The organism is Marinobacter sp. ES-1 (genome assembly GCF_000475255.1).
Lineage (GTDB): Bacteria > Pseudomonadota > Gammaproteobacteria > Pseudomonadales > Oleiphilaceae > Marinobacter > Marinobacter vinifirmus.
Map to the genome: position 1 here is coordinate 106609 of NZ_AXBV01000041.1, position 25373 is coordinate 131981.

A 25373-nucleotide genomic window follows, 5' to 3' on the forward strand; every position below is an offset into this window, starting at 1 on the left:
GTAACTGTTCCTGAATTTCGTTGAAAAGTGCGTCAATCAGCGGCTTTTTTTCTGCAGCCAGATCTTTTCCCAGGCCAGCGCGGTGCGCACGATGGTATTGAGGCCATCGTAATCCGGCTGCCAGCCCAGAACTTTCTTGATTCGCGTGTTGTCGGCCATCAAGGCAGCCGGGTCTCCGGCGCGGCGGCCGGTTTCGGTGACCGGGAAATCCACACCGGATTCCGCCTTTACCACATCAATCACTTCCCGCACGGTAAAGCCGCGGCCGTAGCCACAGTTCAACACCTGCGACTCCCCGCCTCCGGCCATATAATCCAGCGCCATCACATGGGCCTTGGCCAGGTCTTCCACGTGGATATAATCGCGGATGCAGGTGCCATCGCGGGTTTCGTAATCAGTACCGAACACGCTCATACCCTCGCGCTGGCCGGTTACGCATTCGCTGGCGACCTTGATCAGGTGGGTCGCTTCCGGCGTTGCCTGGCCGAGAAGTCCGTCAGGGTTGGCGCCGGCCACGTTGAAATAGCGCAGAATTACATAGTTCAGGCTGCTGGCTGCGGCCAGGTCCATCATCATGCGCTCGCTCATCATCTTGGATGCACCGTAGGGATTGATGGGCGCCAGCGGGAGGTCTTCGGTCAGTACCGTTTCTTCCGGCATGCCATACACAGCAGCCGTGGAGGAAAACACCATGTAGGGCACCTGGTGGCTTTCCACCGCTTTGAGCAGGTTCAGGGTGTTGCGGGTGTTGTTGCTGTAATACTTGAGGGGATTGCTGACCGACTCCGGCACCACAATGTTGGCGGCAAAATGCAGGACCGCCTCAAACTTATGCTGCGAGAAAACGGCTTCAATAGCCTGTTCGTCGGCCAGGTCGCCCACCACCAGCTCACCGGCAGTGACCGCCCAGCGATAGCCGGTGGAAAGATTGTCGAAAACCACAATGTCGTGGCCTGCTGCAGCCAGCTGCCGGACCACATGGCTGCCGATATAACCGGCACCGCCGGTAACGAGAACTTTCATGGGGTTTCGTTTCCCTTCCCTGAGTTTTGTTGTCGGCGCGCACGGATTTCCCGACGGCGCCGGCTGAAAAATTCTGAAATAGCCTGCCCGCATGCTTCGGCCATCACACCGCCGGTTACCTCTACCCGCCAGTTCAGGTGCGGCTCTTCCAGCGTTCTGCGGGCGGATTCTACGGCGCCGGCCTTGGGTTCTGCGGCCCCATACACCAGGCGGCTGATACGGCTGTGCACTATGGCGCCCACGCACATGGTGCAGGGCTCCAGCGTCACGTACAAGGTGGCACCGGCCAACCGGTAATTGCCAACCCTGGCGGCGGCGTCCCGCAGGGCCCCGATTTCCGCATGGGCGGTCGGGTCGCACCCGGAAATCGGGGCATTAAACCCGGCCCCGATTTCCTTGCCATTCAGCACCACCACGGCACCTACCGGCACTTCATCCTTGCTTGCAGCCTGGCTGGCCAGCTCAAGCGCCCTGGCCATCCAGTACTGGTCGTCCTTTATTCCCACTCGATTGTTGCGGGCGGCTTGGACGAGATGTCGTAGGTTACCCGGGACACACCGGAAATCTCGTTAATGATCCGGTTGGATACGGTTTCCAGCACTTCGTACGGGAGCCGCGCCCAGCGTGCGGTCATAAAGTCCACGGTTTCCACGGCACGGATCGCGATCACGTATTCGTAGCGGCGGGCATCACCCACTACACCCACGGATTTCACCGGCAGGAACACGGCAAAAGCCTGGCTGGTTTTGTGGTACAGGTCCGCGCGGTGCAGCTCTTCCAGGAAGATGGCGTCGGCGCGGCGCAGGATCTCGGCGTATTCCTTCTTTACTTCGCCAAGGATACGCACACCCAGACCCGGACCCGGGAACGGGTGGCGGTAGACCATGTCGTACGGCAGGCCAAGCTCGAGGCCGATCTTGCGGACTTCGTCCTTGAACAGCTCGCGCAGCGGCTCTACCAGTTTCATCTTCATGGTTTCCGGCAAGCCACCCACATTATGGTGGGACTTGATGACATGGGCTTTACCGGTTTTGGACGCAGCGGATTCAATCACGTCCGGATAGATGGTGCCCTGGGCCAGCCAGTTCACATCCTTGATCTTCGCGGCTTCAGCATCGAACACATCAATAAAGGTGTTACCGATGATCTTGCGCTTCTGCTCGGGATCGTTCACGCCCTTGAGCTTGGACAGGAACAGGTCTTCGGCATCGGCACGGATAACCTTCACGCCCATGTTGCTGGCGAACATGTCCATCACCTGGTCGCCTTCGTGCAGGCGCAGCAGGCCATTATCCACGAACACGCAGGTCAGCTGGTCACCAATGGCCTTGTGCAGAAGCGCGGCGGTAACCGAGGAATCAACACCGCCGGACAAGCCCAGCAGCACCTTGTCGGAACCCACCTGCTCGCGAATCTGGCGAACGGCATCGTCAACGATCTTGGCCGGGGTCCACAGAGCCTCACAACCGGAGATGGTCAGGACAAAGTGCTCGAGGATGCGCTTACCCTGCAGGGTGTGAGTGACTTCCGGATGGAACTGAACGCCGTACAGGTTGCGGCTCAGGTCCTGCATGGCGGCAACCGGCGCACTTTCGGTAGACGCCAGCAGCTCGAAGCCTTCCGGCATGGCAACTACTTTATCGCCGTGGCTCATCCAGACGTCCAGCAGGGAATCGCCAGCCGGCGTCAGGTGGTCGGTAATATCTGCCAGCAGTGGGCCCTTGGCACGAACCTTAACCTGGGCATAACCGAACTCGCGCTTCTCGGAGCTGGCCACCCGGCCGCCGAGCTGCTCGGCCATGGTCTGCATGCCGTAGCAAATACCCAGAACCGGGATGCCCTTGTCGAACAGGCCTTCCGGAGCACGGGGACCACCCAGCTGGGTTACCGACTCCGGACCACCGGCCAGAATGATGCCTTTGGGATTGAACTCGGCGAGTTCTTCGTCTGTGATATCAAAGGCCTTGATCTCGCAGTAAACCCCGATTTCCCGAACGCGACGGGCAATCAGCTGGGTGTACTGGGAACCGAAATCAAGAATCAGGATACGGTGGTCGTGAATGTTCTGAGCCATGGAGTCCTCGGGCTTTAAAAAAACAACGCGGCCCGGAAACCGGGCCGCATCAGATCAGGCTGAATTAACCGATGCGGTAGTTCGGCGCTTCCTTGGTGATGGTCACGTCGTGAACGTGGCTCTCACGCATACCGGCATTGGTAATCCGCACAAATTCAGGCTTGGTACGCATGTCGTCCATGGTGGCGCTGCCGGTGTAACCCATGGAGGCACGCAGGCCGCCAACCAGCTGGTGCACGATGTTACGCATCGGGCCCTTGCAGGCAACACGACCTTCGATACCTTCCGGAACCAGCTTTTCAATACCTTTGCTGGCGTCCTGGAAATAACGGTCACTGGAGCCCTGCCCCATGGCACCCAGGGAACCCATACCACGGTAAGCTTTGTAGCTACGACCCTGGAACAGTTCAACTTCACCCGGGGCTTCGTCAGTACCTGCCAGCAGGCTGCCAACCATCACGGCGTGGGCGCCAGCGGCAATGGCCTTGGCGATATCGCCGGAGAACCGGATGCCACCGTCGGCAATCAACGGCACACCGCGCTCTTTCAGGGCAGCAGCTACATTGGAAACCGCAGAAATCTGAGGCACGCCAATACCTGCCACAATACGGGTGGTACAGATGGAGCCGGGGCCAATACCAACCTTCACGGCATCTGCGCCTGCGTCGGCCAGGGCGATGGCTGCGGCGGAAGTCGCAATATTGCCACCAATCACCTGCACATCGGGGTAGTTCTGCTTGACCCAGCGAACCCGGTCAATCACACCCTTGGAGTGGCCGTGGGCAGTGTCTACCACGATCACGTCTACACCGGCTTCGGCCAGTGCGGCAATACGGGCTTCGGTGTCGCCACCGGTACCCACCGCAGCACCAACACGCAGACGGCCTTGCTCATCTTTACAGGCCAGCGGGTAATCCTTGGCCTTCTGGATATCTTTAACAGTAATCAGGCCGCGCAGCTGGAAGTCGTCGTTTACCACCAGCACTTTCTCGATGCGATGGCGGTGCAGCAACTCTTTCACATCCTCAAGGCTGGCCCCTTCTTTGACAGTAACCAGCTTGTCTTTCGGCGTCATGATATCCCGCACCGGGGTATCCATGCGGCTTTCAAAACGGATATCACGGCCGGTAACGATGCCGACCAGGTCGTTGCCATCCACCACCGGCAGGCCGGAGATGCTGTTGGCCATGGTGATATCAACCAGTTCCCGCACGGTGGTGTCCGGGTTAACGGTAATCGGGTCTTTCACCACACCGCTTTCGTACTTCTTGACCTTGCGTACCGCAGCAGCTTGCTGTTCAACCGTCATGTTCTTGTGCATGATGCCAATGCCGCCTTCCTGCGCCATGGCGATCGCCAGCTCAGCTTCGGTTACCGTGTCCATGGCCGCTGATACCAGCGGAATGTTCAGGGTGATACCTTTTGTCAACTGGGTTTTCAGCTCAACCTGGTGAGGTAGAACTTCCGAGAATCCGGGAACCAGGAGAACGTCATCAAACGTGAGGGCTTCTTCGGCAATACGCAGCATTTGGGTCCGCCTTTTGAACATGCTAAGTTTGGAATTTCCCAGCTGCACCCGCGGCGGTGCAACAAAGCAAAATCCTTAATCGATCTATTATAAAGTGGTGACAGAACACAGTAAACCGCAGGGTTTTTGCGGTTTGGTTGCATCTTTCTGAATTTACGTTATTTTTGCCTGTCACCTTCGGCTATTGCGTATGAAAAAACCGGGAGCCCGCCCTTTGATACCCCCCTATCCGGACACCCGCCCAAGAGCACTGAGCGTTTCCGAACTCAATCACCAGGCCAGGCACCTGCTCGAATCCAGCTTCATGCAGGTATGGGTGGAAGGCGAATTGTCCAGTTTTTCCCGGCCGTCGTCCGGCCACTGGTACTTTTCACTGAAAGACCAGAAATGCCAGATCCGCTGCGCCATGTTTCGCGGGGCGAACCAGCGTATTCGCACCCTGCCGAAAGAAGGCGACCAGATCCGCATTCGCGGCAAGGTGACCCTCTACGAGAACAGGGGTGACTTCCAGATCATCGTAGAACACCTGGAACCTGCCGGCCTGGGGCCGCTGCAGCAGGCATTTGAAGCCCTGAAAATGAAACTGCAGGCCGAGGGCCTGTTCGACCCGGCTCGCAAAAAGCCCCTGCCCGTTACCCCGCGCCACATCGGCGTGGTCACTTCACCCACCGGCGCAGCCATTCACGACATTCTCACCGTGCTGGCACGGCGTTGCCCGGCCATTCCGGTCACGCTCTACCCCACTGCCGTTCAGGGGCAGGCTGCGACGGCCGACATTGTAAACGCCATCGATCGCGCCCAGCGCCACGGCGTGGCGGATGTGCTGATCATTGGCCGGGGCGGCGGCTCGCTGGAGGACCTCTGGTGCTTTAACGAAGAAGCCGTCGCCCGGGCGATTGCCGGATGCTCTATTCCCACCGTCAGTGCAGTGGGCCACGAAGTGGACGTTACCATCGCCGATTTCGTGGCAGACCTTCGGGCACCCACCCCCTCTGCCGCAGCGGAAAAAATCTCGCCGGATCAAAACCAGTGGCTGCGCCGCCTAGCTGAACAGCAACTCCGGCTGGGGCAATCCGCCCGCCGTTTGCTGCTCCGGCTGGACCAGCAACTCGGCCACCTGGCCGCAAGGCTTCGGGACCCGCGCCGGGAACTCCAGGACAAAGCCCAGCGCATGGACGAGCTGGACATGCGCCTAAACAAGGCCATGAACCTGAAGCTGCAGCAACAGCAGCTTAAAACCGGACACCTGGCCCAGCGGCTGGGCACCCAGTCGCCAGCAAAAACCCTGCAGAATGCCGGGGAGCAGGTGCAGCGACTGAATGAACGGCTGAACAAAGCCATTCGCCAGAACCTGCGGCAGCAGCAGGAAAAGCTCCAGTTGAATGCCCAGACCCTGAACGTGGTCAGCCCGCTGGCCACCCTTGGCCGCGGCTACGCCATCGTGCGGGATGACAAGAACCGCATCGTACGGAGTGCCGATCAGCTGTCAGCCGGCCAGGCCATCACCGCCCGGTTTGGACAGGGCAACGTGTCGGCAGAGGTGACGAAAGTCAATTCTGTCACAGAATAGGCCCGGAACCGATCAAAACTACGCCTATGGTCTAGTAGCCCCCTTTTTCAAAGCCCCTACAGTTGTAGCCATCAACCCTAAAATAAAAAACGATACAACTGAGGTGGAGCACATGAGCTACAACGCCGAATTCCGTCGGTCGATTGATCAGCGGGACGACTTCTGGCGAGACCAGGCGCAAAACATCGACTGGATCGAGCCACCCAAGACCATCTGGCAGGCCAAGGATAACGGCCACGGCGAATGGTTTCCCGATGGTGTACTCAATACCAGTGACGTAGCGCTGGACGCCAACATCCGCGCCGGCCGCGGCGACCAGACCGCACTGATTTACGATTCCCCCGTTACCGATACCCGCCAGACATTCACCTACAACGAACTGCGTGACGAAGTGGCCAGCTTTGCCGGCGCACTGCGTGATCGCGGTATCGAAAAAGGCGATCGGGTAATCATCTATATGCCGATGATCCCCCAGGCCGCCATTGCCATGCTGGCCTGCGCCCGCCTTGGTGCCATCCACTCTGTGGTGTTCGGCGGTTTTGCCGCCCACGAACTGGCGGTACGGATTGAAGACGCCAAGCCCAAGGCCTTGCTGACGGCTTCCTGCGGCATCGAAATCACCAAGGTGATCGAATACAAGCCGCTGGTAGATAAAGCCATCGAGCAATCCAGCCACAAGCCGGAATTCTGCGTGGTCTACCAACGCCCGCAAGCAAAGGCAGACATGCAGGACGGCCGGGACTTTGACTGGAACACCATTTCTGCCGCAGCCAGCCCGGCGGACCCGGTACCGGTTAAAGCCAACGATCCGCTGTACGTACTGTACACCTCCGGAACCACCGGCAAGCCCAAGGGCGTGGTAAGGGATAACGGCGGCCACGCCGTCGCCCTGAAATACAGCATGGAACTGGTCTACGACGCCAAGCCCGGAGATGTGTTCTGGGCCGCCTCGGACGTCGGTTGGGTGGTTGGCCACAGCTATATTATCTACGCGCCGCTGTTCACCGGCTGCACCACCATCCTCTATGAGGGCAAGCCGGTACGCACCCCGGATGCCGGTGCCTTCTGGCGCGTGGTTGAAGAACACAAGGTGAACATGCTGTTCACCGCTCCGACTGCCTTCCGCGCCGTGCGCAAGGAAGACCCGGAGGCGGACCAGCTGGCCAAGTACGATGTGTCTTCCCTCAAGCGTATCTTCCTGGCCGGTGAGCGACTGGACCCGCCCACCTACGAATGGCTGAAGGAACATACCGGCCTGCCGGTGCTGGACCACTGGTGGCAGACCGAAACCGGCTGGGCCATTTGCTGCAACCCGGTGGGCATTGAAATGATGGCCACCAAACCCGGCTCCGCCACGGTTCCCTCCCCCGGCTTCAACGTTCAGGTGGTGGATATGGACGGCCGCCAGGTACCCGCCGGCGAGCAAGGCCAGATTGCCGTTAAATTACCGCTGCCACCGGGCTGCCTGATGACCGTATGGGGCGACGACGAGCGCTTCCTGAACAGCTACCTGCGGCCCATCGAAGGCTTCTACAGCTCCGGCGATGGTGGCTTTATTGACGATGACGGCTACGTGTTCGTAATGGGCCGTACCGACGACGTGATCAACGTGGCGGGCCACCGCCTGTCCACCGGCGAAATGGAAGAAGTGGTTGCCTCTCACCCGGCCATCGCCGAATGCTGCGTGGTAGGTGCCCACGACGATATGAAAGGCCAGATCCCGGTCGGCCTGGTACTGATCAAGGACGGCGCCACCATCGACCAGGACGAGCTCGAAGAGGAACTGGTGGAAATGGTGCGGGAGAAGATCGGCGCTATCGCCTGCTTCCGCCGCGCCATTGTGGTGGAAAGGCTACCGAAAACCCGGTCAGGCAAAATCCTGCGGCGGGTGATCCGGCAGATCGCCGACGGTGAACAGTACAACGTACCCAGCACCATCGACGACCCGGCAATCCTGGAAGAAATCAGCGAGAAATTCGGACGCTGATCCGCCCCGGACCCTACCGTAAGAAAACCCATCAAGGCCTGCTCCCGACGGAACAGGCCTTGATGTCATTTTAATTACAACTCATTGTTTTTTATCACCAAAAACAAGAAAATCAATCTTCAGAAAATAATTGACGCCCCACAAACTCGGTCTATACTGAAAATTGCTGTGAACCTCTGCAGCGGTATTTGGCGAATGCGTTCCAACGTCCTGCCCCGGCTTTTCGTTGCCCCTTCCTCAGTACGCTCCGGATGTTTCAGCTCATAACTGCCTAAGTGCAAAAATGAAGGTCCCGTGAGGGCAAATTTCAGTAAGACAGGAAAGATCGATGTCCGATACCAAAACCGGCCACGTGAAGTGGTTCAACGAATCCAAGGGCTTTGGCTTCATCGCCCAGGAAGGCGGCAGTGACGTTTTCGTTCACTACAGTGCAATCAACTCAAACGGTTTCCGTACCCTGGCTGAAGGCCAGCAGGTACAGTTTACCGTTACCCAGGGCCCGAAAGGCCCGCAGGCGGAAAACGTAACCCCTCTGTAAGGGCGCGCGTTCCCCGCCGGATGCCCCTCACGGGCAGACGGAAAAACAAGAAGGCCGGCAAATTTGCCGGCCTTCTTGCGTTCTGGTTAGCTCATCACCAACTGAGTCAGGCGGTTTCAGTCGGTTCCGGCGCCTTGGCTGCCGGCATTTCCGTACCTACGGCCTGGGCCACAGCAGAGAACAGGGCCTGCAGGGTCGCCGAGGTGGTGTCTTCCGCCAGGGCAGCAGCGCTGCAGTGCTGGCCATTGGCTGTCAGACGGATACACGCCAGTGCGTTGGCGTTGGTGCCCTCACCCAGCGCAAACTCGTCATAGGCCTCTACGGCGACGGTTACACCGAAGCGCTTGGCCAGGCCGTCCGACACCGCTTCTACTGCCCCCAAACCGCGCCCTTCCAGGGTAACCGGTGCCTTCTCGCCACCTACAACCACTTCTGCACGCACGCCGTCTTCGTCCCGGTGCAGGTCATACGAACGCAATGACCAGTCACCGTACACCTTCAGATAGCGGTCTTCGAACAACCGGTGAATGGTGTGGGAATCGATCTCGCCACCATTGGTTTCGGCCTCACGCTGCACCACCTTGCTGAACTCAATCTGCAACCAGCGCGGCAGGGTAATGTCATAGTCCCGCTCCAGCACGTAGGCAACGCCACCCTTACCGGACTGGCTGTTGATACGCACCACTTCTTCGTACCGGCGGCCCACGTCGAACGGGTCGATCGGCAGGTAGGCTACGTTCCAGACGTCGCCTTCCTTACGCCGTGCCAGGCACTTGCGAATCGCATCCTGGTGACTGCCGGAGAAGGCGGTAAATACCAGCTCACCGGCATACGGATGGCGCGGATGAGTGGAAATCTCGGTGCAGGCTTCTACCACCTCGGTGATTTCCGCCATGCCGGACAAATCCAGGGTCGGGTCGATGCCCTGGGAGTACAGGTTCATGGCCATGGTCACCAGGTCCATGTTACCGGTGCGCTCGCCATTGCCCATCAGGGTGCCTTCCACCCGGTCAGCGCCGGCCATGACACCCAGCTCCGCGGCGGCAACCGCGCAACCCCGGTCGTTGTGGGTGTGCAGGCTGATGCTGATGTGCTCGCGGTAGCGAATGTTCTCGCAAATCCACTCTACCTGGTCGGCAAACACGTTGGGCGTGGACATCTCCACCGTGGCCGGCAGGTTGATAATTACTGGCTGGCCCTGGTCCGGACGCCAGACGTCGGTGACTGCATTGATCACTTCCGCGGCAAAGTCCAGCTCGGTGCCGGTAAAGCTCTCGGGCGAATACTGGAAGGTCCAGTCGGTATCCGGGTGGCGAGCCGCGATTTCTTTCACCAGGGTGGCGCCATTTACGGCAATCTCGCGGATACCGTCACGATCCAGGCCGAACACCTGCTCCCGCTGGACCGTAGAGGTGGAGTTGTACACGTGCACAATCGCCTGCTTCGCACCTGCCAGCGCTTCATAGGTGCGTTCGATCAGTTCCGGGCGGGCCTGGGTCAGCACCTGGATTTTCACATCCTCAGGAATGCGGTTTTCCTCGATCAGCTTGCGGCAGAAATCGAAGTCCGGCTGGCTGGCCGCCGGGAAACCGATTTCGATTTCCTTGAAGCCAAGCTTGACCAGCAAATCGAACAAACGCTGCTTCTGGGCAACGGACATGGGCTTGATCAGGGACTGGTTACCATCCCGCAAGTCAACGGCACACCAGGTGGGGGCTTTTTCGATAACCTGGTCGGGCCAGCGGCGGTCTTTCTTGGCAACCGGCTTGAAGGCAACGTATTTACGATGATCAAAGGCCATATCTGACAATTCCTTTCACGGGTCTGTGTAATGACACTATTCTAACGCCGCTATGACGCTATTTGGTTGCTATTTCGGGGCGCCTTCACTAACTTTACGCCATATAATTGCCATCATTAAAGGTTATGAAGAATAAAATGCCCACAAAAGAAAAGACCCTGATACAAATCGACAAAACAGACCGAAAAATCCTCGAACAATTGCAGAAAGACGGTTCGCTGACCAATCAACAGCTGGCCGAAAAGGTGGGGTTATCGCCGTCGCCCTGCCTGCGCCGAGTCAGGGCCCTGGAGGAAGCGGGAATCATCATCCGCACCGTGACCATCCTGGATCACAAGAAACTGGGGCTGGCGTTGACGGCGATTATCCTGATCGGCATGGACCGGCACACACCAGAGCGGTTTGCCGCCTTCGAGGAACAGGTTGCCGACTACCCGGAAGTCCAGGAGTGCTACCTGATTACCGGCCAGAGCGCCGATTACATGCTGAAGATTGTGGTGCCGGACATGGACCACTATCACCAGTTCCTGCTGAACCGGATTACCCGTATCCCGGGGGTCAGTGGCGTACATTCCAGCTTTGTTCTGCGGCGGGTAATCGACAGCACAGCCCTGCCACTGGGCTACCTTTCCTGATGGGTCAGCTCAGCCACATAGGCCTGGGTCATCACTTTCAGTTCACCGACCAGTTGCCGGCCCTGCTGGTCCGGCAGTGTCGCTGCCAGGCGCAGAAGGGACCCGGCCGCCCGCGGTAGTAACAGGCTGGCATTCCAGCGGCGGTCATCCGGCAGGTCGGGGTATTCCTGTTGCAGGCGTGCATCCAGGTCACTGGCGTTGTTGTAGAGCTCGCGCAGGTCCAGGTCCCGCAACTCGGGCATGGCTTCAACGCCACTCCAGATGGCCGAATAGGCAGGCTCGGTGCGGTAGAAGGTGTAGAACTGCTCGATCAGCACTTCGATGGCCTCATCCAGGCCAAGTTTCGGCAGCTTCTCCCGGAGTGCACGTTCCATTTTCTCCACATGGCCTTCGGCAATGGCGTGGACGATGGCCGCCTTGTTCGGGAAATACCGGTAAAGGGAAGCGAGCGACATGTCCGACTGCCGGGCAATGGCCGACATGCTGGTGCCGTCTACCCCGTTCTCGTGAAAGATCGCAGCGGCATGCCGCAAGATGGCGTCTACACGCTCCCTGCTCCGGGCCTGTACGGGCTTTCGGCGTGGTGTTACGTCGATAGATTCGTCAGTCATTATCTGTACCTTGTGCAGCAGGCTCCGTACAATAACGCCCACTTTACGACAAAGAAAGGCAGAGTCAGGCCAACAGACCTGCCAATTAGTCTTAACCCCGGATTTCAAAAAACGGAAGACACCATGCGAGCAAGCCGCTACCTGATTGCCACCCAGAAAGAGACCCCCGCCGATGCCGAGATCATCAGCCACCAGCTGATGCTGCGCGCCGGCATGATCCGCAAACTGGCCGCCGGCCTTTACACCTGGCTGCCCATGGGGCTGCGTACCCTGCGCAAGGTAGAGCGGATTGTTCGTGAAGAAATGGACAAGAGCGGTGCCCAGGAAGTGCTGATGCCCGCCGTTCAGCCTGCGGAACTGTGGCAAGAATCCGGCCGCTGGGAGCAGTACGGCGGCGAACTGCTGCGCCTGAACGACCGCCATGGCCGGGATTTCTGCTTCGGCCCGACCCATGAAGAAGTCATCACCGACCTGATCCGTAACGAGCTCAAGAGCTACAAGGAACTGCCGGCCAACTTCTACCAGATCCAGACCAAGTTCCGCGACGAGCGCCGCCCGCGTTTCGGTGTAATGCGCGCCCGGGAATTCATCATGAAAGACGCCTACTCGTTCCACGTGAACGCGGCGTCCCTGGATGATACCTATCAGCTGATGCACCAGACCTACTGCAACATCTTTGATCGGCTGGGCCTGGATTATCGCCCGGTGCAGGCGGATTCCGGTTCTATTGGCGGCAGCGCTTCCCACGAGTTCCACGTGCTGGCCTCCTCCGGTGAAGATGCCATCGTGTTCAGCACCGAAAGCGACTACGCCGCGAACATCGAGAAAGCCGAGGCCATGGCTCCGGCAGGCGAACGCCCGGCACCTGGCGAAGCCATGCAGGAAGTACATACCCCGGGCCAGAAAACCATTGAAGCGGTGTCTACGTTCCTGGGCCTGCCGGCAGAGCGCAGTGTGAAAACCCTGCTGGTAAAAGGCGAAACCGACGAGAACGGTGAATCCGGCCTGGTAGCGCTGATCCTGCGCGGCGACCACACCCTGAACGAGATCAAGGCTGAAAACCTGGCCGGCATTGCCGAACCGCTGACCATGGCCACCGATGAAGAAATCGTGGAAGCCATTGGTTGTAATCCCGGCTCCATCGGCCCGGTTAACCTGCCGGTGCCGGTCATTGTCGATCGCAGTGCCGCCCACCTGGCGGACTTCGTATGTGGTGCCAACAAAGATGACTATCACCTGACGGGCGTGAACTGGGAGCGTGATGTAGCCCTGGGCCGGGTGGAAGACCTGCGCAACGTAGTGGAAGGTGACCAGAGCCCGGACGGCAAGGGCACATTGGAGATCCGCCGCGGTATCGAAGTGGGCCACATCTTCAAGCTGGGCAACAAGTACAGCCAGGCCATGAATGCCACTGTACTGGACGAGAACGGCAAGGCCGTGATCATGGAGATGGGCTGCTACGGCATCGGCGTATCACGCATCGTGGCGGCGTCCATTGAGCAGAACCACGATGACAAGGGCATCATCTGGCCCGACGCCATTGCTCCGTTCGAAGTAGCTATCGTCACCCTGAACGCCCACAAGAACGCGGTAGTAGCCGAAGCCGGTGACAAGCTTTACGAACAACTGCGCCAGGCTGGCTACGATGTGTTGCTGGATGACCGGAACGAGCGCCCGGGCGTGAAGTTTGCCGACATGGAGCTGATGGGCATTCCGCACCGGTTTGTGGTTTCCGAGCGGGGCCTGGCGGCCGGTACCCTGGAATACAAGGGCCGTCGCGATGAAGATAAACAGGATATTGCCCTGGAAGAAGCCCTGCCCTTCCTGGTGAAGGCCTCACCCAAAGGCGGGCTCTGACCCGCCTGCCCGGTCTTTGGTGGGTGGCCGGCTTGGCCGCTCGCTGAAGGCAGGTAACACTGCAACAAAGCCTCAGTTACCGACGATACCCGGTTCCTGCTCCAGCTCCACCCCGAACTTGTTCCGCACCGATTCCCGCAGCTCCTGCGCCAGTGCCAGGATGTCCTGCCCGCTGCCCCCGGAATGATTGATCAATACCAGGGCCTGGCGGTTATGCACACCGACCGTTGCGTTTCGGTAACCCTTCCAGCCGGCCTGGTCGATCAGCCAGGCTGCCGCCAGTTTGACGCCTTCAGCGACCGGGTAGGACACCACGTCCGGAAAACGGCTAACAATGTCTTCAAATTGCGCCTGGCTGACCACCGGATTCTTGAAGAAGCTTCCGGCATTGGGCAGTACCGCCGGGTCCGGCAGTTTTCGGCGGCGAACGGCCATCACCGCTTCTGCCACAGCCAGGGGCGTCAGTTGATCGGTGTCCTCGCTTCCCAGGTACTCCTGCAAGTCACGGTAACCGAGCTTTATCGGCTCGGTTCGGGACAGGGCCAGGCGGATTTCAAGAATGATGTAACGACCGGGCTGATGCTTGAACAGGCTGTCCCGGTAGGCGAACTCGCAGTCGGCTGCCGGTAACTCGACCACTTCCATGGTCGTGCAATCCAGGGCCGTGACCGTTTTCAGGGTGTCGCACAGCTCCACACCGTAGGCGCCAATGTTCTGGACAGGCGCAGCTCCGGCGGTTCCCGGAATCAGTGCCAGGTTTTCGATACCCCGGTAACCGGAGCGGGCCGCATACAGCACCGCATCATGCCAGTTTTCCCCGGCCGCCAATACCAGTACCGCGTCAGCTTCCCGCACCTGCTCCCAGGTACGACCCCGGAGCGCCATGTGCAGCACCAGACCGTCAAAGTCCCCGGCGAAGACCAGGTTACTGCCACCACCGAGTACCAGCGTTTGCTGGCCCTTCTCCCGGGCCCAGTCAAGGGCCGCTTCAAGCTCGTCGGCGGTGGTAATGTCCGCAAAATAACGGGCCTTAGCCGGCACTGCCATGGTGTTCAGGCCTTGCAGGCTGACCTGCTCACGGATCTCGGGCAGTCGGCTCAAGCCAGCCGCTCCCGGATGGATTCCAGCAGGCCTTCGCTGGCCTCATGGATCAGGTCCAGCACCTGCTCGAAGCCGTCCTCACCGCCGTAGTAGGGGTCTGGCACCTCGGCATGGCCGGATCGACCGAACTCCAGGAACAGCCGGGGCTCTGTGCCACCGTTCTGGTTCCAGATATCCCTTACATCGGCCAGGTTGGAACGGTCCATCACCAGCACATAGTCAAACCGGTCAAGATCTTCGGCCTGGATCTGCCGCGCCCGAAGCTCCGCAATATCGACGCCGCGACGCTCCGCTGCGGCGGTGGCGCGGGCATCCGGGGCCTTGCCGATGTGCCAGTTACCGGTGCCGCAGGAATCAATATGCAGGCTTTCGAGCAAGCCCTGCTCTGCGGCCAGTTGCCGGAACACGCCCTCCGCGCTCGGCGAGCGGCAGATGTTACCCAGGCAGACAAACAGAACGCTGACTTTTCCGGATGCAGCATCAGACATAGCGCCCTCCCGCTTCAAGCAATGCCCGAACCCGGGCCAGGTCTTCTTCGGTGTCCACGCCGGCTGCCGGTGGCCGCTCGGCAATGTCCACATGGATACGGGCACCGTTGTACAGCGCCCTCAGTTGTTCCAGCGCTTCAACCTGCTCGGTAGGCGCAGGCGGCCAGGTGACGAACTGCCGCAACACGCTGGCGCGGTAACCATAGATGCCGATATGGCGAAAATAACCCACACCATCGGGCAGGTCTACATCCACCGCTGGCGCATTGGCCGGCCAGAAATCCCGGGCCCAGGGAATGGGCGCACGGCTGAAATAGTGGGCCATACCACGGGCGTCGAACACCACTTTCACCACATTCGGATTAAAAACCTGGCGGGCATCGTGGAGCCGCTCGCACAACGTAGCGATCTCGGCTTCCGGGTACAGCTCCAGGTTCTCTGCCACCTGGTTGATCAGGGCCGGCGGAATCAGCGGCTCGTCGCCCTGTACATTCACCACCCGGTGGTCGGCATCGAGCCCAAGCTTGCGGGCCACTTCTTCCAGCCGGTCGGTGCCACTGGCGTGGTTCGGTGAGGTCATCACCACCTCGGCTCCGAACCCCCTGCAGGCTTCTTCAATGCGGGCATCATCGGTGGCAACCACCACGCGGCTGGCACGGCTTTCTGCCGCGCGTTCGCACACATGCTGGATCATCGGCTTGCCGGCTATCATCGCCAGGGGCTTGCCGGGCAGTCGACTGGAAGCGTAACGGGCCGGGATAACAACGGTGAAAGACATGGACTACCCCGTACAGATCAGTGCTTGTCGAGACGTTCGTCGGTGCTCAGTGTCCGTGCCTCAACCGCCAGCATCACCGGAATACCCTCACGGATCGGGAATGCCATGGCATCCTGGTAACAGATCAGTTCGGTGCGGGCTTCGTTAAGCTTGAGTTCACCCTTGCAGACCGGGCAGGCCAGCAGGCCCAGCAGTTTCTTATCCATGGTCAGATCTCTCGGTATCATGTGGTTTCAGCTGCCCGGAACACTCCCTGAGCCGCTCGATAAAACGTTGTTCAAAAGGTTCCGATACCCGGGCCTCTACCGTCAACACCCAGGCGTTGTCTGGCGCAAAGCCACGGCATTTCACCGCATCCTTGGCGGTCATCACCAGCCACTCAAGGGCACCGGAGGCCAGGTCTTCCGGGCGGAAATGGTGATGGTCAGGAAATGGCACTTCATTCACGTGGGCACCCAGGCCACGAAGCGTGTCGAAGAATCGCCCGGGGTTGCCGATACCTGCTACCGCCCGTACCGGTTTGCCTTTCAGCTTTTCCGGGGGCACGGTCTCACCGGAATTCAGGTTCACCAGGCCCGACGGCACCAGCTCCATGGCATGGATGTCCGGATGGTCAACGCCGGCAAAGCTGTCCAGGGTCTCTCCTGCTTCAGGGAATCCGGCGCCGTTAAGGATGACAAAATCGACACTGCCCAGGCGCTCGACCGGCTCCCGCAACGGGCCTACCGGTATAATCGCACCGTTGCCGATGCCCCGCCGGGCGTCGAACACCGCCAGCTCGATATCTCTGGGCAGCCGGTAGTGCTGCAGTCCGTCATCGCAGATCAGCACGTCACCCAGGCCGTTCTCCAGTGCCCAGGCAGCGCCCCGGCACCGTTCCGGGTCCACCACCACCGGGCAACCGGTTGCCTGGGCCAGCATCAGGGGCTCATCACCGCTCACACCCGGCGAAGTGCCTTCACTGACTAACAGGGGGTAGTGATTGCTTTTGCCGCCGTAGCCCCGGCTCAGAATGACCGGTTTCCAGCCTTCCTGCTTCATGCGCTGCACCAGCCGGGCGGTCAGGGGCGACTTGCCGGTGCCACCGGCGGTGATGTTACCCACCACCACCACGGGTACCGGGAGGGATTCGTTACGGGCCTGCCAGGCCTTCCGGCGCCGGGATTCCGACACCGCCCGGTACAGCCAGGCCAGTGGCGCCAGCAGGGCCAGTGGCCTGCCCCGCCCGTACCAAAGCCGATCGACCAGGCTGGTACTCATGCCTGCTCGCTGAACTGAATCTGGTGCAGCTGGGCATAGGCGCCATCGGCCGCCAGCAGTTCATCGTGGTTACCGGATTCAACAATGTGGCCCTTGTCCATCACCAGGATCCGGTCGGCTTTCTCGATAGTGGAAAGGCGGTGCGCAATCACCAGCGTTGTCCGCCCTTCCATGACCGTTTCCAGCGCTTCCTGGATATGCCGCTCAGACTCTGTATCCAGCGCCGAAGTGGCCTCATCCAGAATCAGGATCGGCGCGTTCTTCAGCAGCGCCCGGGCAATGGCCAGCCGCTGTCGCTGACCACCCGACAACATCACACCGTTATCGCCGATCATGGTATCCAGCCCTTCCGGCATGCGGTCGATAAACTCCAGGGCATGGGCCTTGGCCGCTGCTTCCCGAATCTCCTCACGGCTGCAATCCCGCAACGCGCCATAGGCAATGTTGGCGGCAATGGTGTCGTTGAACAGCACCACGTTCTGGTTAACCAGGGCAATCTGCGAACGCAGCGCCTGCAGGGAGAATTCTTTCAGGGAATGGTCGTCGATGCGGATATCACCGCCGGTGAACTCGTAGAACCGGGGCAACAAACTCACCAGTGTGGACTTGCCACTGCCGGAGCGCCCGACCAGGGCAACGCTCTGGCCCGCCGGAATGCTCAGGGAAATGCCTTCCAGTACGTTATCCAGCTGGTCGCGGTAGCGGAAAGATACCTGGTCAAACTCGATACGGCCTTCCACCCGCTCCGGCGCGAATCCGCCACGGTCTTCTTCCGGCTGTTCGTCCATGGTTTCGAACACGTCGTAGGCGGCGGCCACACCCTTCTGGATCTTGGCGTGCACCGAAGTTACCTGGCGGATCGGCTTCGCCATGGTGGTTGCTGCAGTGATAAAAGCAACCAGTTGTCCGGTGGTCATTTCACCGCGAATTTCCGGGGCCAGCATGGTCCAGACCAGGGCCGCAATGGCAACCGCCACCAGCACCTGGATCACCGGCACACTGATGGCCTGGGTAGAAGCCATTTTCAGGCTCTGTTTCAGGTTGCGCTCGCTGACATCACGGAAACGCTCCCGCTCGTAGTCTTCGCCACCAAAGGTACGTACCACCCGGTAACCGGTGATGGATTCCGAGGCCACGTGGGTAATATCGCCCATGGAGCCCTGAATGCGCTTGCTGATCCGGCGGAAGCGTTTACTGGCATAGCTGACCACGAATCCGATCACCGGCCCCACGGTGAGGAACACCAGGGTCAGTTTCCAGTTGGTATACAGCATGAAGCCCAGCAAGCCGACAATGGTCAGGCCTTCGCGCAGGGTAATGGTGATGGCATTGGTAGCCGCTTCCGCCACCTGCTCCACGTTGAACGTCAGCTTGGACACCAGCCGGCCGGCGGCGTTGTCGTCGAAGTAACGGGATGGCAGGGTCATCAGCCGGCCAAAGACATCGTTACGCAGGGCGTTGATGACATTACGGCCCACATAGCTGATGAAATACTGACTGAAGAAGGTACCCAGGCCGCGCAGGGCAAACACACCAACGATCAGGCCGGTCAGGAGCATCCGGTTCTGGTCGGTGGGGTTTTCGATGGCGGTGATCACATACTCCATGGCTGCCGCCATACCGGTAGACGCCGCCGCGTAGATAATGTTGCCCAGCACCGCCAGCGAAAAGGCCAGCCAGAAAGGTTTTACGTAGGTGAGCAGGCGCTTGTAGGTTGTCCAGCTTCCAACCGGCGGAGCTTTGAGCGGTTCCGGCCTTACATCGATCACTGGCTGTCAGCCTCCCGCTCTGTGGTTATGCTCAGTTTCGCAAACCCCAGGCGACCGGCCACATCCATGGCGCGCACAACAAATTCGTGGGGAGTACGGGCATCTGCCGTGATGATAAACGGCAGGTTGCTATCTCCCTCAGCCAGTTCCCTGACACCCCGCTCCAGGGTCTCGCGCCGGTTGTTCACCAGTGTCCTGTCATTCAGGATGTACTGGCCTTCGGCATTGATCACCACGTCAATCTGGCGCACTTCAGACGGCGTTGCCGGATCACCACTGGCTTGCGGCAATTCCACTTCCAGGTGGCTTTCCCGGGTAAAGGTGGTGGATACCATAAAGAAAATCAGCAGCAGAAACACCACGTCGATCAGTGGCGTCAGGTCTACCCCGACTTCCTGGCTTCGTTGGCGCTTGAACTTCACTGTGTTCAGGCTCCTTCCACGTCGATTTCACGGTCACCATGAACCACTTCCACCAGCTTTATGGCTTCCTGTTCCATGTTAACCACCAGCTCGTCAACGCGGCGGATAAAATAGCGATGGCAGATCAGTGCCGGAATAGCAACGCTCAGGCCTGCAGCCGTGGTGATCAGGGCTTCGGAAATACCGCCTGCGAGGTTGCCTGCGTTACCGACACCGGCCAGCTGGATCTCGGCGAATACCTTGATCATACCGATAACCGTCCCCAACAGACCCAGCAGCGGGGTAATGGTAGCAATGGTTCCCAGCGGGTTCAGGAACCGTTCCAGCTCGTGGATAACCTGGCTGGCTTCGTGTTCGATGCTTTCTTTCATGACCTCACGGCCATGCTTGGCATTGATCAGACCACCGGCCAGAACCCGGCCCAGCGGAGAGGAGCCCTGCAAGGCTTTGAGCTTGCGACCGTTAAGCTCTTTTTTCTTGATCCAGCGCCAGAGCTCATTGATCGATTGCGGCGGCGCTACGCGGGAAGCACGCAAAGACCAGAATCGCTCCAGAACGATGGCAAGGGCCAGAATGGAACAGGCAACAATAGGCACCATCAGGATGCCACCGGCTTTCAACAGCTCGAACACGCTTGATCTCCCTGATTAATTACAAGCCGCGCTACTTTAGCATAGCTGCCGGTGCAGGCCACACCCGGAATGTCACGGTATATTACATTGGTCACGGGCCAGGCCCGGAGCGGCTACCCAGAAGGGTGCGGAATGGCGGATTTCTTCGATTTCCGGGCCTGTCGCCGGCAAGGTAATGGCAATCTGACCGGAACAGGCTGTATTCAACGCCCGGGCTCCGGCCTGGCGATAGCGGGCCGTCACCTCCGGATGGGGGTGTCCGAAACGATGGCGATATCCGGCGGTGTAGATGACCTGGTCGGGCCGCAGAGTCTCAACCCAGCTTTCTGACGACGAGGTTTTGCTGCCATGGTGGGGTGCCAGTACCAGGCGGTGGGCCGGCTGCCGGTTGAACCAGTCCAGCTCCGGGTCCGCCAGCATCCGGGCTTCTACCCCGTCGCTGATATCACCGGTCAGCCAGATCTCGGTATCGGACAGCCCATGGCTTACCCGGAGCACACAGGATGCATCGTTACCCGCCCTTGCATCCGGCGCTTGCCAGAATGCCAGCTCAAGACCTCCCCAGTGCTCAGCGACTGCCGGGCAGTCACGCACAAGGCGCAGGCCGTCCAAACTCCCGGATAACTCCCCGGCTTCACCGCTGGATATCCGCACCACATCGAAGGTATCGAGCAACACAGGCAAGCCGCCGGAATGGTCGTTATCGGCATGGCTCAGCACAAGGTGGTCTATCCGCCGGATACCCCGGGCGCTCAGCTCCGGTATCAACACCGAATCGGCCGCAGAAAACACGCCTTTCACCTCCGGGCCGGTGTCATAGAGCAGAACCTTGTCATCCACCCGGATCAGAACTGACAGCCCCTGCCCCACATCCAGGATGCGAATTTCCGGAACCGCCACTGACGAGTTCACCGGGTCGCGATGGTACAGCGCCGCAAGACTCCATAAGGCGATGGCAGCGAATGCCGCGGGCCGGAACCCGGGCATCGGCAGCCGAATCATGACAACCACCACCAGCGCCAGCAAGCCGGATTGCGCAACCTTGCCTCCTCCGGGCACAGGCCAGTCCAGCACCTGGACCCACTCAAGCCAGCCCCAGAGCAACGCCAGTGCTCCGTCCATCAGCACCATCGCGAAGCCCGACAACCCGCCGCCGGACAGCACCGACAGCAATGCACCCACAAACAACACCGGCATCACCACCAGGGACACCCAGGGAATGGCCAACAGGTTGGCCAGCAATCCAGCCACCGGCTGGCCCAGGCCGAAGTGCGACAGAACCGGCCACAAACCGGCGAACACCGCAAATTGCGCGAGCACCAGGCCTTTCAGCCAGCCCGGAGCCGACACCCTGCCGGCAAACACCAGCAACAACACCGCCACCGCACCAAAGGAAAGCCAGAAGCCCTGATCCAGCGGCGCAAATGGATCCAGCAGCAACACCAGGAACAGCGCCGCCACAAAGGGTTGCCAGGCACTGGCTTCCCGGGCCATCAACAGATACCCGCCACCCACAACCACCATGATCAGGGCCCGGCGGGTAGGTACCGTAAACCCCGCCAGCAGGGCATAGGCCAGGCTGCACAGCATCACCAACGCAAACACCGCCACCCGGCCTTGATGAACGGACACCCACCCGGATGGCACCAGCAACAACAGCCGGCGCCCGAGCAACCCCACGGCTACCGCCACCAAACCCAGATGCAGGCCGGAAATAGCCACCAGGTGAATGGTGCCGGTGGCTTTCAGGGTCTCCCAATGGGCGTTTTCCAGATGCCCGCGGTTACCGATCAGCAGTGATGCAATCAGGGGAAACTGTTCTGCCTCACCAAACCAGTCTTCCACCACAGCCGCCACCGACTGGTGCCAGGCCCGGTATTCGCAGTGCCAGCCACAGGCAAGCCCGGGCTCCGGGGCAACACTTTTGACGCTGCCCGTGGCCCGGAAGCCGTTCCGGAACAGCCAGTCCTCGTAGCGAAAGCCGGACTGGTTCAGGTTGCCGTGGGGGCGCTTGAGGACAACTTCCAGGCGCAGCCGGTGATCAGGCAGGTCTTTACCGTCACGCCCGTACCAGGCCAGCCGCAGGGTTTCCGGCAAGCGGGTGCCTTCGGGCAATGTCGCAGGTTCGTGCCAGCGCTCGACACAGAAATTGAAACGGAGACTGCCAAAGCTGCCCGGTTGAGGAAGGCTGCACAGATGACCGGAGACTGTCACCTGCTCGCCCTCAAGCCCCTGGGGCAACCGCTCCGCCAGGCGCCCATCGGCGTGCCAGGTGGCCCAGAGCAAGCCCAGCAACCCGAAACAGAGCAATAAACAGAGACTGGAGAACCGGCTGCCCCGCCCCCAAAACGCGGCGGCACCAACCATGAAGGTAAGCACAAACAACCATGTATAAGGTGGTAAGACTGTCAGCCAATACAGTAAGATAACGCCGCTAGAGAAGGCGACCATGCAGGATGCGGCCAGCGCCGGTTTTATGCGCTCACAGCCGTTATGAACTTGCCCGGACACTCCCTGTCCTCCTCTGGTAAAAGCTGACAATTTCCGTTTGTCAGTGGTGTTTCACTGCAACGCAACAGGCCGAACTTCCAATGCCGAAGAAGTTCATGAAACGGTATTTGCCCAGCCCCGAGAGAGTGCGCGCCATGCGTTCGCTGCACTTTCTGGGCGATATCCTCCATGAACCCAACCTGTGGCACATCAACCGGCATTGCGTAGCACGGGCGTTCCTGGTCGGCGTTTGGTTCTGCTTTATTCCTATGCCCTTCCAGATGCTGGCCGCGGCCTTCTGTGCCATCTGGATCAACGCCAACCTGCCGCTGTCAGTGGCACTGGTGTGGATCAGCAACCCGCTGACCATGCCGCCCATGTTCTATTTCAACTACAAACTCGGGGCCTGGCTGCTGGATCGCCCGGTGCTCGACTTTGAATTCGAACTTACCTGGCACTGGATCAGCCACCGCCTGGTGGACATCGGCATTCCGCTGTATCTGGGATCACTGATCATCGCCACCCTCTGTGCCTGCCTCGCCTATCTGGGCATCCAGTACCTGTGGCGGCGAAAAATCCGCACCGACTGGCGCCAGAGACGCACAGCCAGGCGCGCTGACCGCGCGCCCGGCAATCAGACTTCCTGAACCAGCCGGCCCTGTTCCAGGCGCAACACCCGCCCCAGACTCCGGGCCATGGTCATATCGTGTGTCACCATGATGAACGCGATGCCGGACTGATCACGCAGCTCCTCGATCAAAGCCCGAACCCCCTCACCGGTGTGCTGGTCCAGGTTACCGGTAGGCTCGTCCATCAACACGCAATCCGGCTCGTTCACCAGGGCACGGGCAATGGCCACGCGCTGGCGCTCTCCGCCTGACAGTTCACCCGGCTTATGACGAAGCCGCTCAGCCAGGCCCACACGCCCCAGAAGCGCTTCGGCTTTCGGAAGGGCCTGGGCCGGCGACAAGCCACCCAACACACAGGGCAGCATCACATTCTCCAGTGCGGAGAATTCCGGTAACAGGTGATGAAACTGATACACAAACCCCAGATGGCGATTACGGAAGCGGGCCCGGCCGGCTTCCGAGAGTTTGTGAATGTTCTGGCCACAAATCTCGATCTGGCCGGACGAAGGCTTGTCCAGCCCACCCAGCAGGTTCAGCAAGGTGGTCTTGCCAGCGCCACTGCTACCGACAATGGCAACGGTTTCTCCGGGCGTCACCTCCAGCGAGATGTCAGAGAAAATCGTGAGCTTCTCCGGGCCCTCACTGTAGGTTCGGGTTACCTGCCGGCAGTCGATCACCAGAGGCTTGCCTGCCTCGTTCGCTGTGACATCACTCATAGCGCAAAGCCTCCGCCGGTTCGACCCGCGATGCACGCCAGGCCGGGTAAATCGTTGCCAGCAGGCTCATGGCAAGGCCGGCACCGCTGATAAGAAACACATCCTGCCACTGCAACTGCGATGGCAGATAGCTGATGAAGTACACATCCGCACTCAGGAACTGGTGCCCCATGGCGCTTTCCAGCCAGGCAATAATGCCGCTGATGTTGAGTGCGCCCAGCACGCCCAGGGTGGTGCCGACCAGCGTACCGAACACGCCGATTACCGCCCCCTGGATAATGAAAATGCGCATGATCCGGCCCGGAGTGGCCCCCATGGTGCGCAGAATGGCGATGTCGGCCGTTTTATCCGTTACCACCATCACCAGGGTGGACACAATATTGAAGGCAGCCACCGCCACAATGAACATCAGCAACAAGCCGATCATGGTTTTTTCCATGCGGATAGCCTGGAACAGGTTGCCGTGGGTGCGGGTCCAGTCGGATACGTAATAGCGGCCACCCAGCTCCTGGGCCACCTGGTTAACCACCCGGGGCGCGGCAAACAGATCATCCACCAGCAAGCGCACACCTTCCGCCTTGCCACCGGTGCGCATCAGTCGCGCAGCATCGTCCATGTGGATCAGGGCGTAGTTGCCATCGAGTTCTGCGCCGACACTGAAAATACCCTTCACGGTGAAGCGTTTGAGCCTGGGCAACACACCGGCCGGAGTCACCGACGCTTCCGGCAACACCACCGTCAGCTTATCGCCAATCGCCAACCGCAGGCTGTTTGCCATCAACCGGCCGATAATGATGCCGAATTCACCGGACTTGAGATCGTCCAGCCCACCTTCAATAAAGTGGTTCTCGATAATCGAAACCGAGGCTTCTTCTTCCGGCAGAACACCGCTGAGCATCACCCCGCGCACATTGCCGCCACCGGTCACCATGCCCTGCCCCTGGATAAACGGCGCAGCCGCCAGCACCCTGGGGTGTTCCTGCACCAACTGGTCAACCTGCTGCCAGTCTTCCAGCGGGCCATTGGCGCCCTGAATGGTCGCGTGGGGCACCATGCCGAGAATTCTCTGCTTGAGCTCCCGGTCGAAGCCGTTCATCACCGACAACACAATAATCAGCACCGCCACACCCAGCATAAGGCCGATCATGGAGGTCAGGGAAATAAAGGAAATAAAGTGATTGCGCCGTTTGGCGGCCGTGTATCGCAGGCCTATATAAAACGATAAGGGTCTGAACATTAGGAGGTGCCTGTCGCCACTTTCAGAGGGGTAGATGCCGGCGCGCATTATCGCCTTGGATCAAAATGCGTTGCAACCGCACCACCCGCCGCACCATGGCCGGCAGCCTGCCCGCAAATTTGCCCCCGATGTGATCCAATGACTGAAAACACGGGGGCAAACCGGATAAACTCTCGAAAATATACTGACTTTTGCTAATATTTTCGGGATATTACGTTTTATACACA

Annotated in this window: 23 protein-coding genes; 6 read left to right on the forward strand and 17 right to left on the reverse strand. The window is 59.8% G+C overall.

What is annotated here, in order from left to right; genetic code table 11:
* Positions 1–36: 36 nt before the first annotated feature.
* The 4 genes from galE to guaB all read right to left on the reverse strand — a co-directional run bounded on the left by galE (position 37) and on the right by guaB (position 4625).
* Positions 37–1023 carry a UDP-glucose 4-epimerase GalE gene (gene galE, locus Q668_RS08145; RefSeq protein ID WP_022989115.1) on the reverse strand — a complete coding sequence of 329 codons (987 nt, stop codon included), beginning with the start codon at positions 1021–1023 and terminating at the stop codon, positions 37–39.
* Positions 1020–1529, reverse strand: a complete 510-nt coding sequence (tadA, locus tag Q668_RS08150; protein ID WP_152521767.1) for a tRNA adenosine(34) deaminase TadA — start codon at positions 1527–1529, stop codon at positions 1020–1022. Before tadA ends, galE begins: the two co-directional genes overlap by 4 nt.
* Complete coding sequence (gene guaA, locus Q668_RS08155; protein WP_022989117.1) at positions 1520–3097, reverse strand: glutamine-hydrolyzing GMP synthase; 1578 nt, start codon at positions 3095–3097, stop codon at positions 1520–1522. Before guaA ends, tadA begins: the two co-directional genes overlap by 10 nt.
* Positions 3098–3161: 64 nt before the next feature.
* The gene (gene guaB, locus Q668_RS08160) at positions 3162–4625 is read right to left on the reverse strand and encodes an IMP dehydrogenase (RefSeq protein WP_022989118.1); all 1464 of its coding nucleotides are present in this window, start codon (positions 4623–4625) and stop codon (positions 3162–3164) included.
* Between the two features lie 190 nt (positions 4626–4815).
* Here guaB and xseA point away from each other — a divergent pair, with 190 nt between their 5' ends.
* The 3 genes from xseA (at position 4816) to Q668_RS08175 (ending at position 8720) form a co-directional block, all read left to right on the forward strand.
* Entirely contained in the window at positions 4816–6195 is a 1380-nt protein-coding gene (xseA, locus tag Q668_RS08165) for an exodeoxyribonuclease VII large subunit (RefSeq protein ID WP_036219481.1), read from the forward strand.
* Between the two features lie 70 nt (positions 6196–6265).
* Positions 6266–8182, forward strand: coding sequence for a propionyl-CoA synthetase (locus Q668_RS08170; RefSeq protein WP_081697569.1), 1917 nt, complete (start codon positions 6266–6268; stop codon positions 8180–8182).
* A gap of 328 nt (positions 8183–8510) precedes the next feature.
* The gene (locus Q668_RS08175) at positions 8511–8720 is read left to right on the forward strand and encodes a cold-shock protein (RefSeq protein ID WP_022989121.1); all 210 of its coding nucleotides are present in this window, start codon (positions 8511–8513) and stop codon (positions 8718–8720) included.
* Positions 8721–8826: 106 nt separating this feature from the next.
* Here Q668_RS08175 and leuA read toward each other — a convergent pair whose 3' ends face one another.
* Positions 8827–10521, reverse strand: a complete 1695-nt coding sequence (gene leuA, locus Q668_RS08180; RefSeq protein WP_022989122.1) for a 2-isopropylmalate synthase — start codon at positions 10519–10521, stop codon at positions 8827–8829.
* Between the two features lie 137 nt (positions 10522–10658).
* On the opposite strand from leuA, the gene Q668_RS08185 reads away from it, so the two are divergent.
* Positions 10659–11156: an Lrp/AsnC family transcriptional regulator gene (locus Q668_RS08185; RefSeq protein ID WP_022989123.1), complete on the forward strand. Its 498-nt coding sequence runs from the start codon at positions 10659–10661 to the stop codon at positions 11154–11156.
* Here Q668_RS08185 and Q668_RS08190 read toward each other — a convergent pair.
* Positions 11144–11767, reverse strand: coding sequence for a TetR/AcrR family transcriptional regulator (locus Q668_RS08190; RefSeq protein WP_022989124.1), 624 nt, complete (start codon positions 11765–11767; stop codon positions 11144–11146). The two genes, Q668_RS08185 and Q668_RS08190, sit on opposite strands and share 13 nt — an antisense overlap.
* A gap of 123 nt (positions 11768–11890) precedes the next feature.
* Here Q668_RS08190 and Q668_RS08195 point away from each other — a divergent pair, with 123 nt between their 5' ends.
* The gene (locus tag Q668_RS08195) at positions 11891–13624 is read left to right on the forward strand and encodes a proline--tRNA ligase (RefSeq protein ID WP_022989125.1); all 1734 of its coding nucleotides are present in this window, start codon (positions 11891–11893) and stop codon (positions 13622–13624) included.
* A gap of 72 nt (positions 13625–13696) precedes the next feature.
* Here Q668_RS08195 and murB read toward each other — a convergent pair whose 3' ends face one another.
* The 9 genes from murB to Q668_RS08240 all read right to left on the reverse strand — a co-directional run bounded on the left by murB (position 13697) and on the right by Q668_RS08240 (position 22525).
* Positions 13697–14725 carry a UDP-N-acetylmuramate dehydrogenase gene (gene murB / locus Q668_RS08200; protein WP_022989126.1) on the reverse strand — a complete coding sequence of 343 codons (1029 nt, stop codon included), beginning with the start codon at positions 14723–14725 and terminating at the stop codon, positions 13697–13699.
* The gene (locus Q668_RS08205; RefSeq protein ID WP_022989127.1) at positions 14722–15213 is read right to left on the reverse strand and encodes a low molecular weight protein-tyrosine-phosphatase; all 492 of its coding nucleotides are present in this window, start codon (positions 15211–15213) and stop codon (positions 14722–14724) included. Before Q668_RS08205 ends, murB begins: the two co-directional genes overlap by 4 nt.
* Entirely contained in the window at positions 15206–15991 is a 786-nt protein-coding gene (kdsB, locus tag Q668_RS08210; RefSeq protein WP_022989128.1) for a 3-deoxy-manno-octulosonate cytidylyltransferase, read from the reverse strand. Before kdsB ends, Q668_RS08205 begins: the two co-directional genes overlap by 8 nt.
* A gap of 17 nt (positions 15992–16008) precedes the next feature.
* The gene (locus Q668_RS08215; RefSeq protein WP_022989129.1) at positions 16009–16197 is read right to left on the reverse strand and encodes a Trm112 family protein; all 189 of its coding nucleotides are present in this window, start codon (positions 16195–16197) and stop codon (positions 16009–16011) included.
* Complete coding sequence (gene lpxK / locus Q668_RS08220; protein WP_022989130.1) at positions 16190–17251, reverse strand: tetraacyldisaccharide 4'-kinase; 1062 nt, start codon at positions 17249–17251, stop codon at positions 16190–16192. The genes Q668_RS08215 and lpxK overlap by 8 nt, the downstream gene beginning before the upstream one ends.
* The gene (gene msbA, locus Q668_RS08225; protein ID WP_022989131.1) at positions 17248–19020 is read right to left on the reverse strand and encodes a lipid A export permease/ATP-binding protein MsbA; all 1773 of its coding nucleotides are present in this window, start codon (positions 19018–19020) and stop codon (positions 17248–17250) included. The genes lpxK and msbA overlap by 4 nt, the downstream gene beginning before the upstream one ends.
* Complete coding sequence (locus tag Q668_RS08230; protein ID WP_022989132.1) at positions 19017–19442, reverse strand: ExbD/TolR family protein; 426 nt, start codon at positions 19440–19442, stop codon at positions 19017–19019. Before Q668_RS08230 ends, msbA begins: the two co-directional genes overlap by 4 nt.
* A gap of 5 nt (positions 19443–19447) precedes the next feature.
* Positions 19448–20074 carry a MotA/TolQ/ExbB proton channel family protein gene (locus tag Q668_RS08235; RefSeq protein ID WP_022989133.1) on the reverse strand — a complete coding sequence of 209 codons (627 nt, stop codon included), beginning with the start codon at positions 20072–20074 and terminating at the stop codon, positions 19448–19450.
* Positions 20075–20146: 72 nt separating this feature from the next.
* Positions 20147–22525, reverse strand: a complete 2379-nt coding sequence (locus tag Q668_RS08240) for a DNA internalization-related competence protein ComEC/Rec2 (protein WP_081697570.1) — start codon at positions 22523–22525, stop codon at positions 20147–20149.
* Between the two features lie 140 nt (positions 22526–22665).
* Here Q668_RS08240 and Q668_RS08245 point away from each other — a divergent pair, with 140 nt between their 5' ends.
* Complete coding sequence (locus tag Q668_RS08245; protein ID WP_022989136.1) at positions 22666–23211, forward strand: DUF2062 domain-containing protein; 546 nt, start codon at positions 22666–22668, stop codon at positions 23209–23211.
* Here the strand turns inward: Q668_RS08245 and Q668_RS08250 are convergent.
* Positions 23199–23909 carry an ABC transporter ATP-binding protein gene (locus tag Q668_RS08250; RefSeq protein ID WP_022989137.1) on the reverse strand — a complete coding sequence of 237 codons (711 nt, stop codon included), beginning with the start codon at positions 23907–23909 and terminating at the stop codon, positions 23199–23201. The genes Q668_RS08245 and Q668_RS08250 overlap by 13 nt on opposite strands.
* Positions 23902–25146, reverse strand: a complete 1245-nt coding sequence (locus Q668_RS08255; RefSeq protein ID WP_022989138.1) for a lipoprotein-releasing ABC transporter permease subunit — start codon at positions 25144–25146, stop codon at positions 23902–23904. Before Q668_RS08255 ends, Q668_RS08250 begins: the two co-directional genes overlap by 8 nt.
* Positions 25147–25373: the final 227 nt, after the last annotated feature.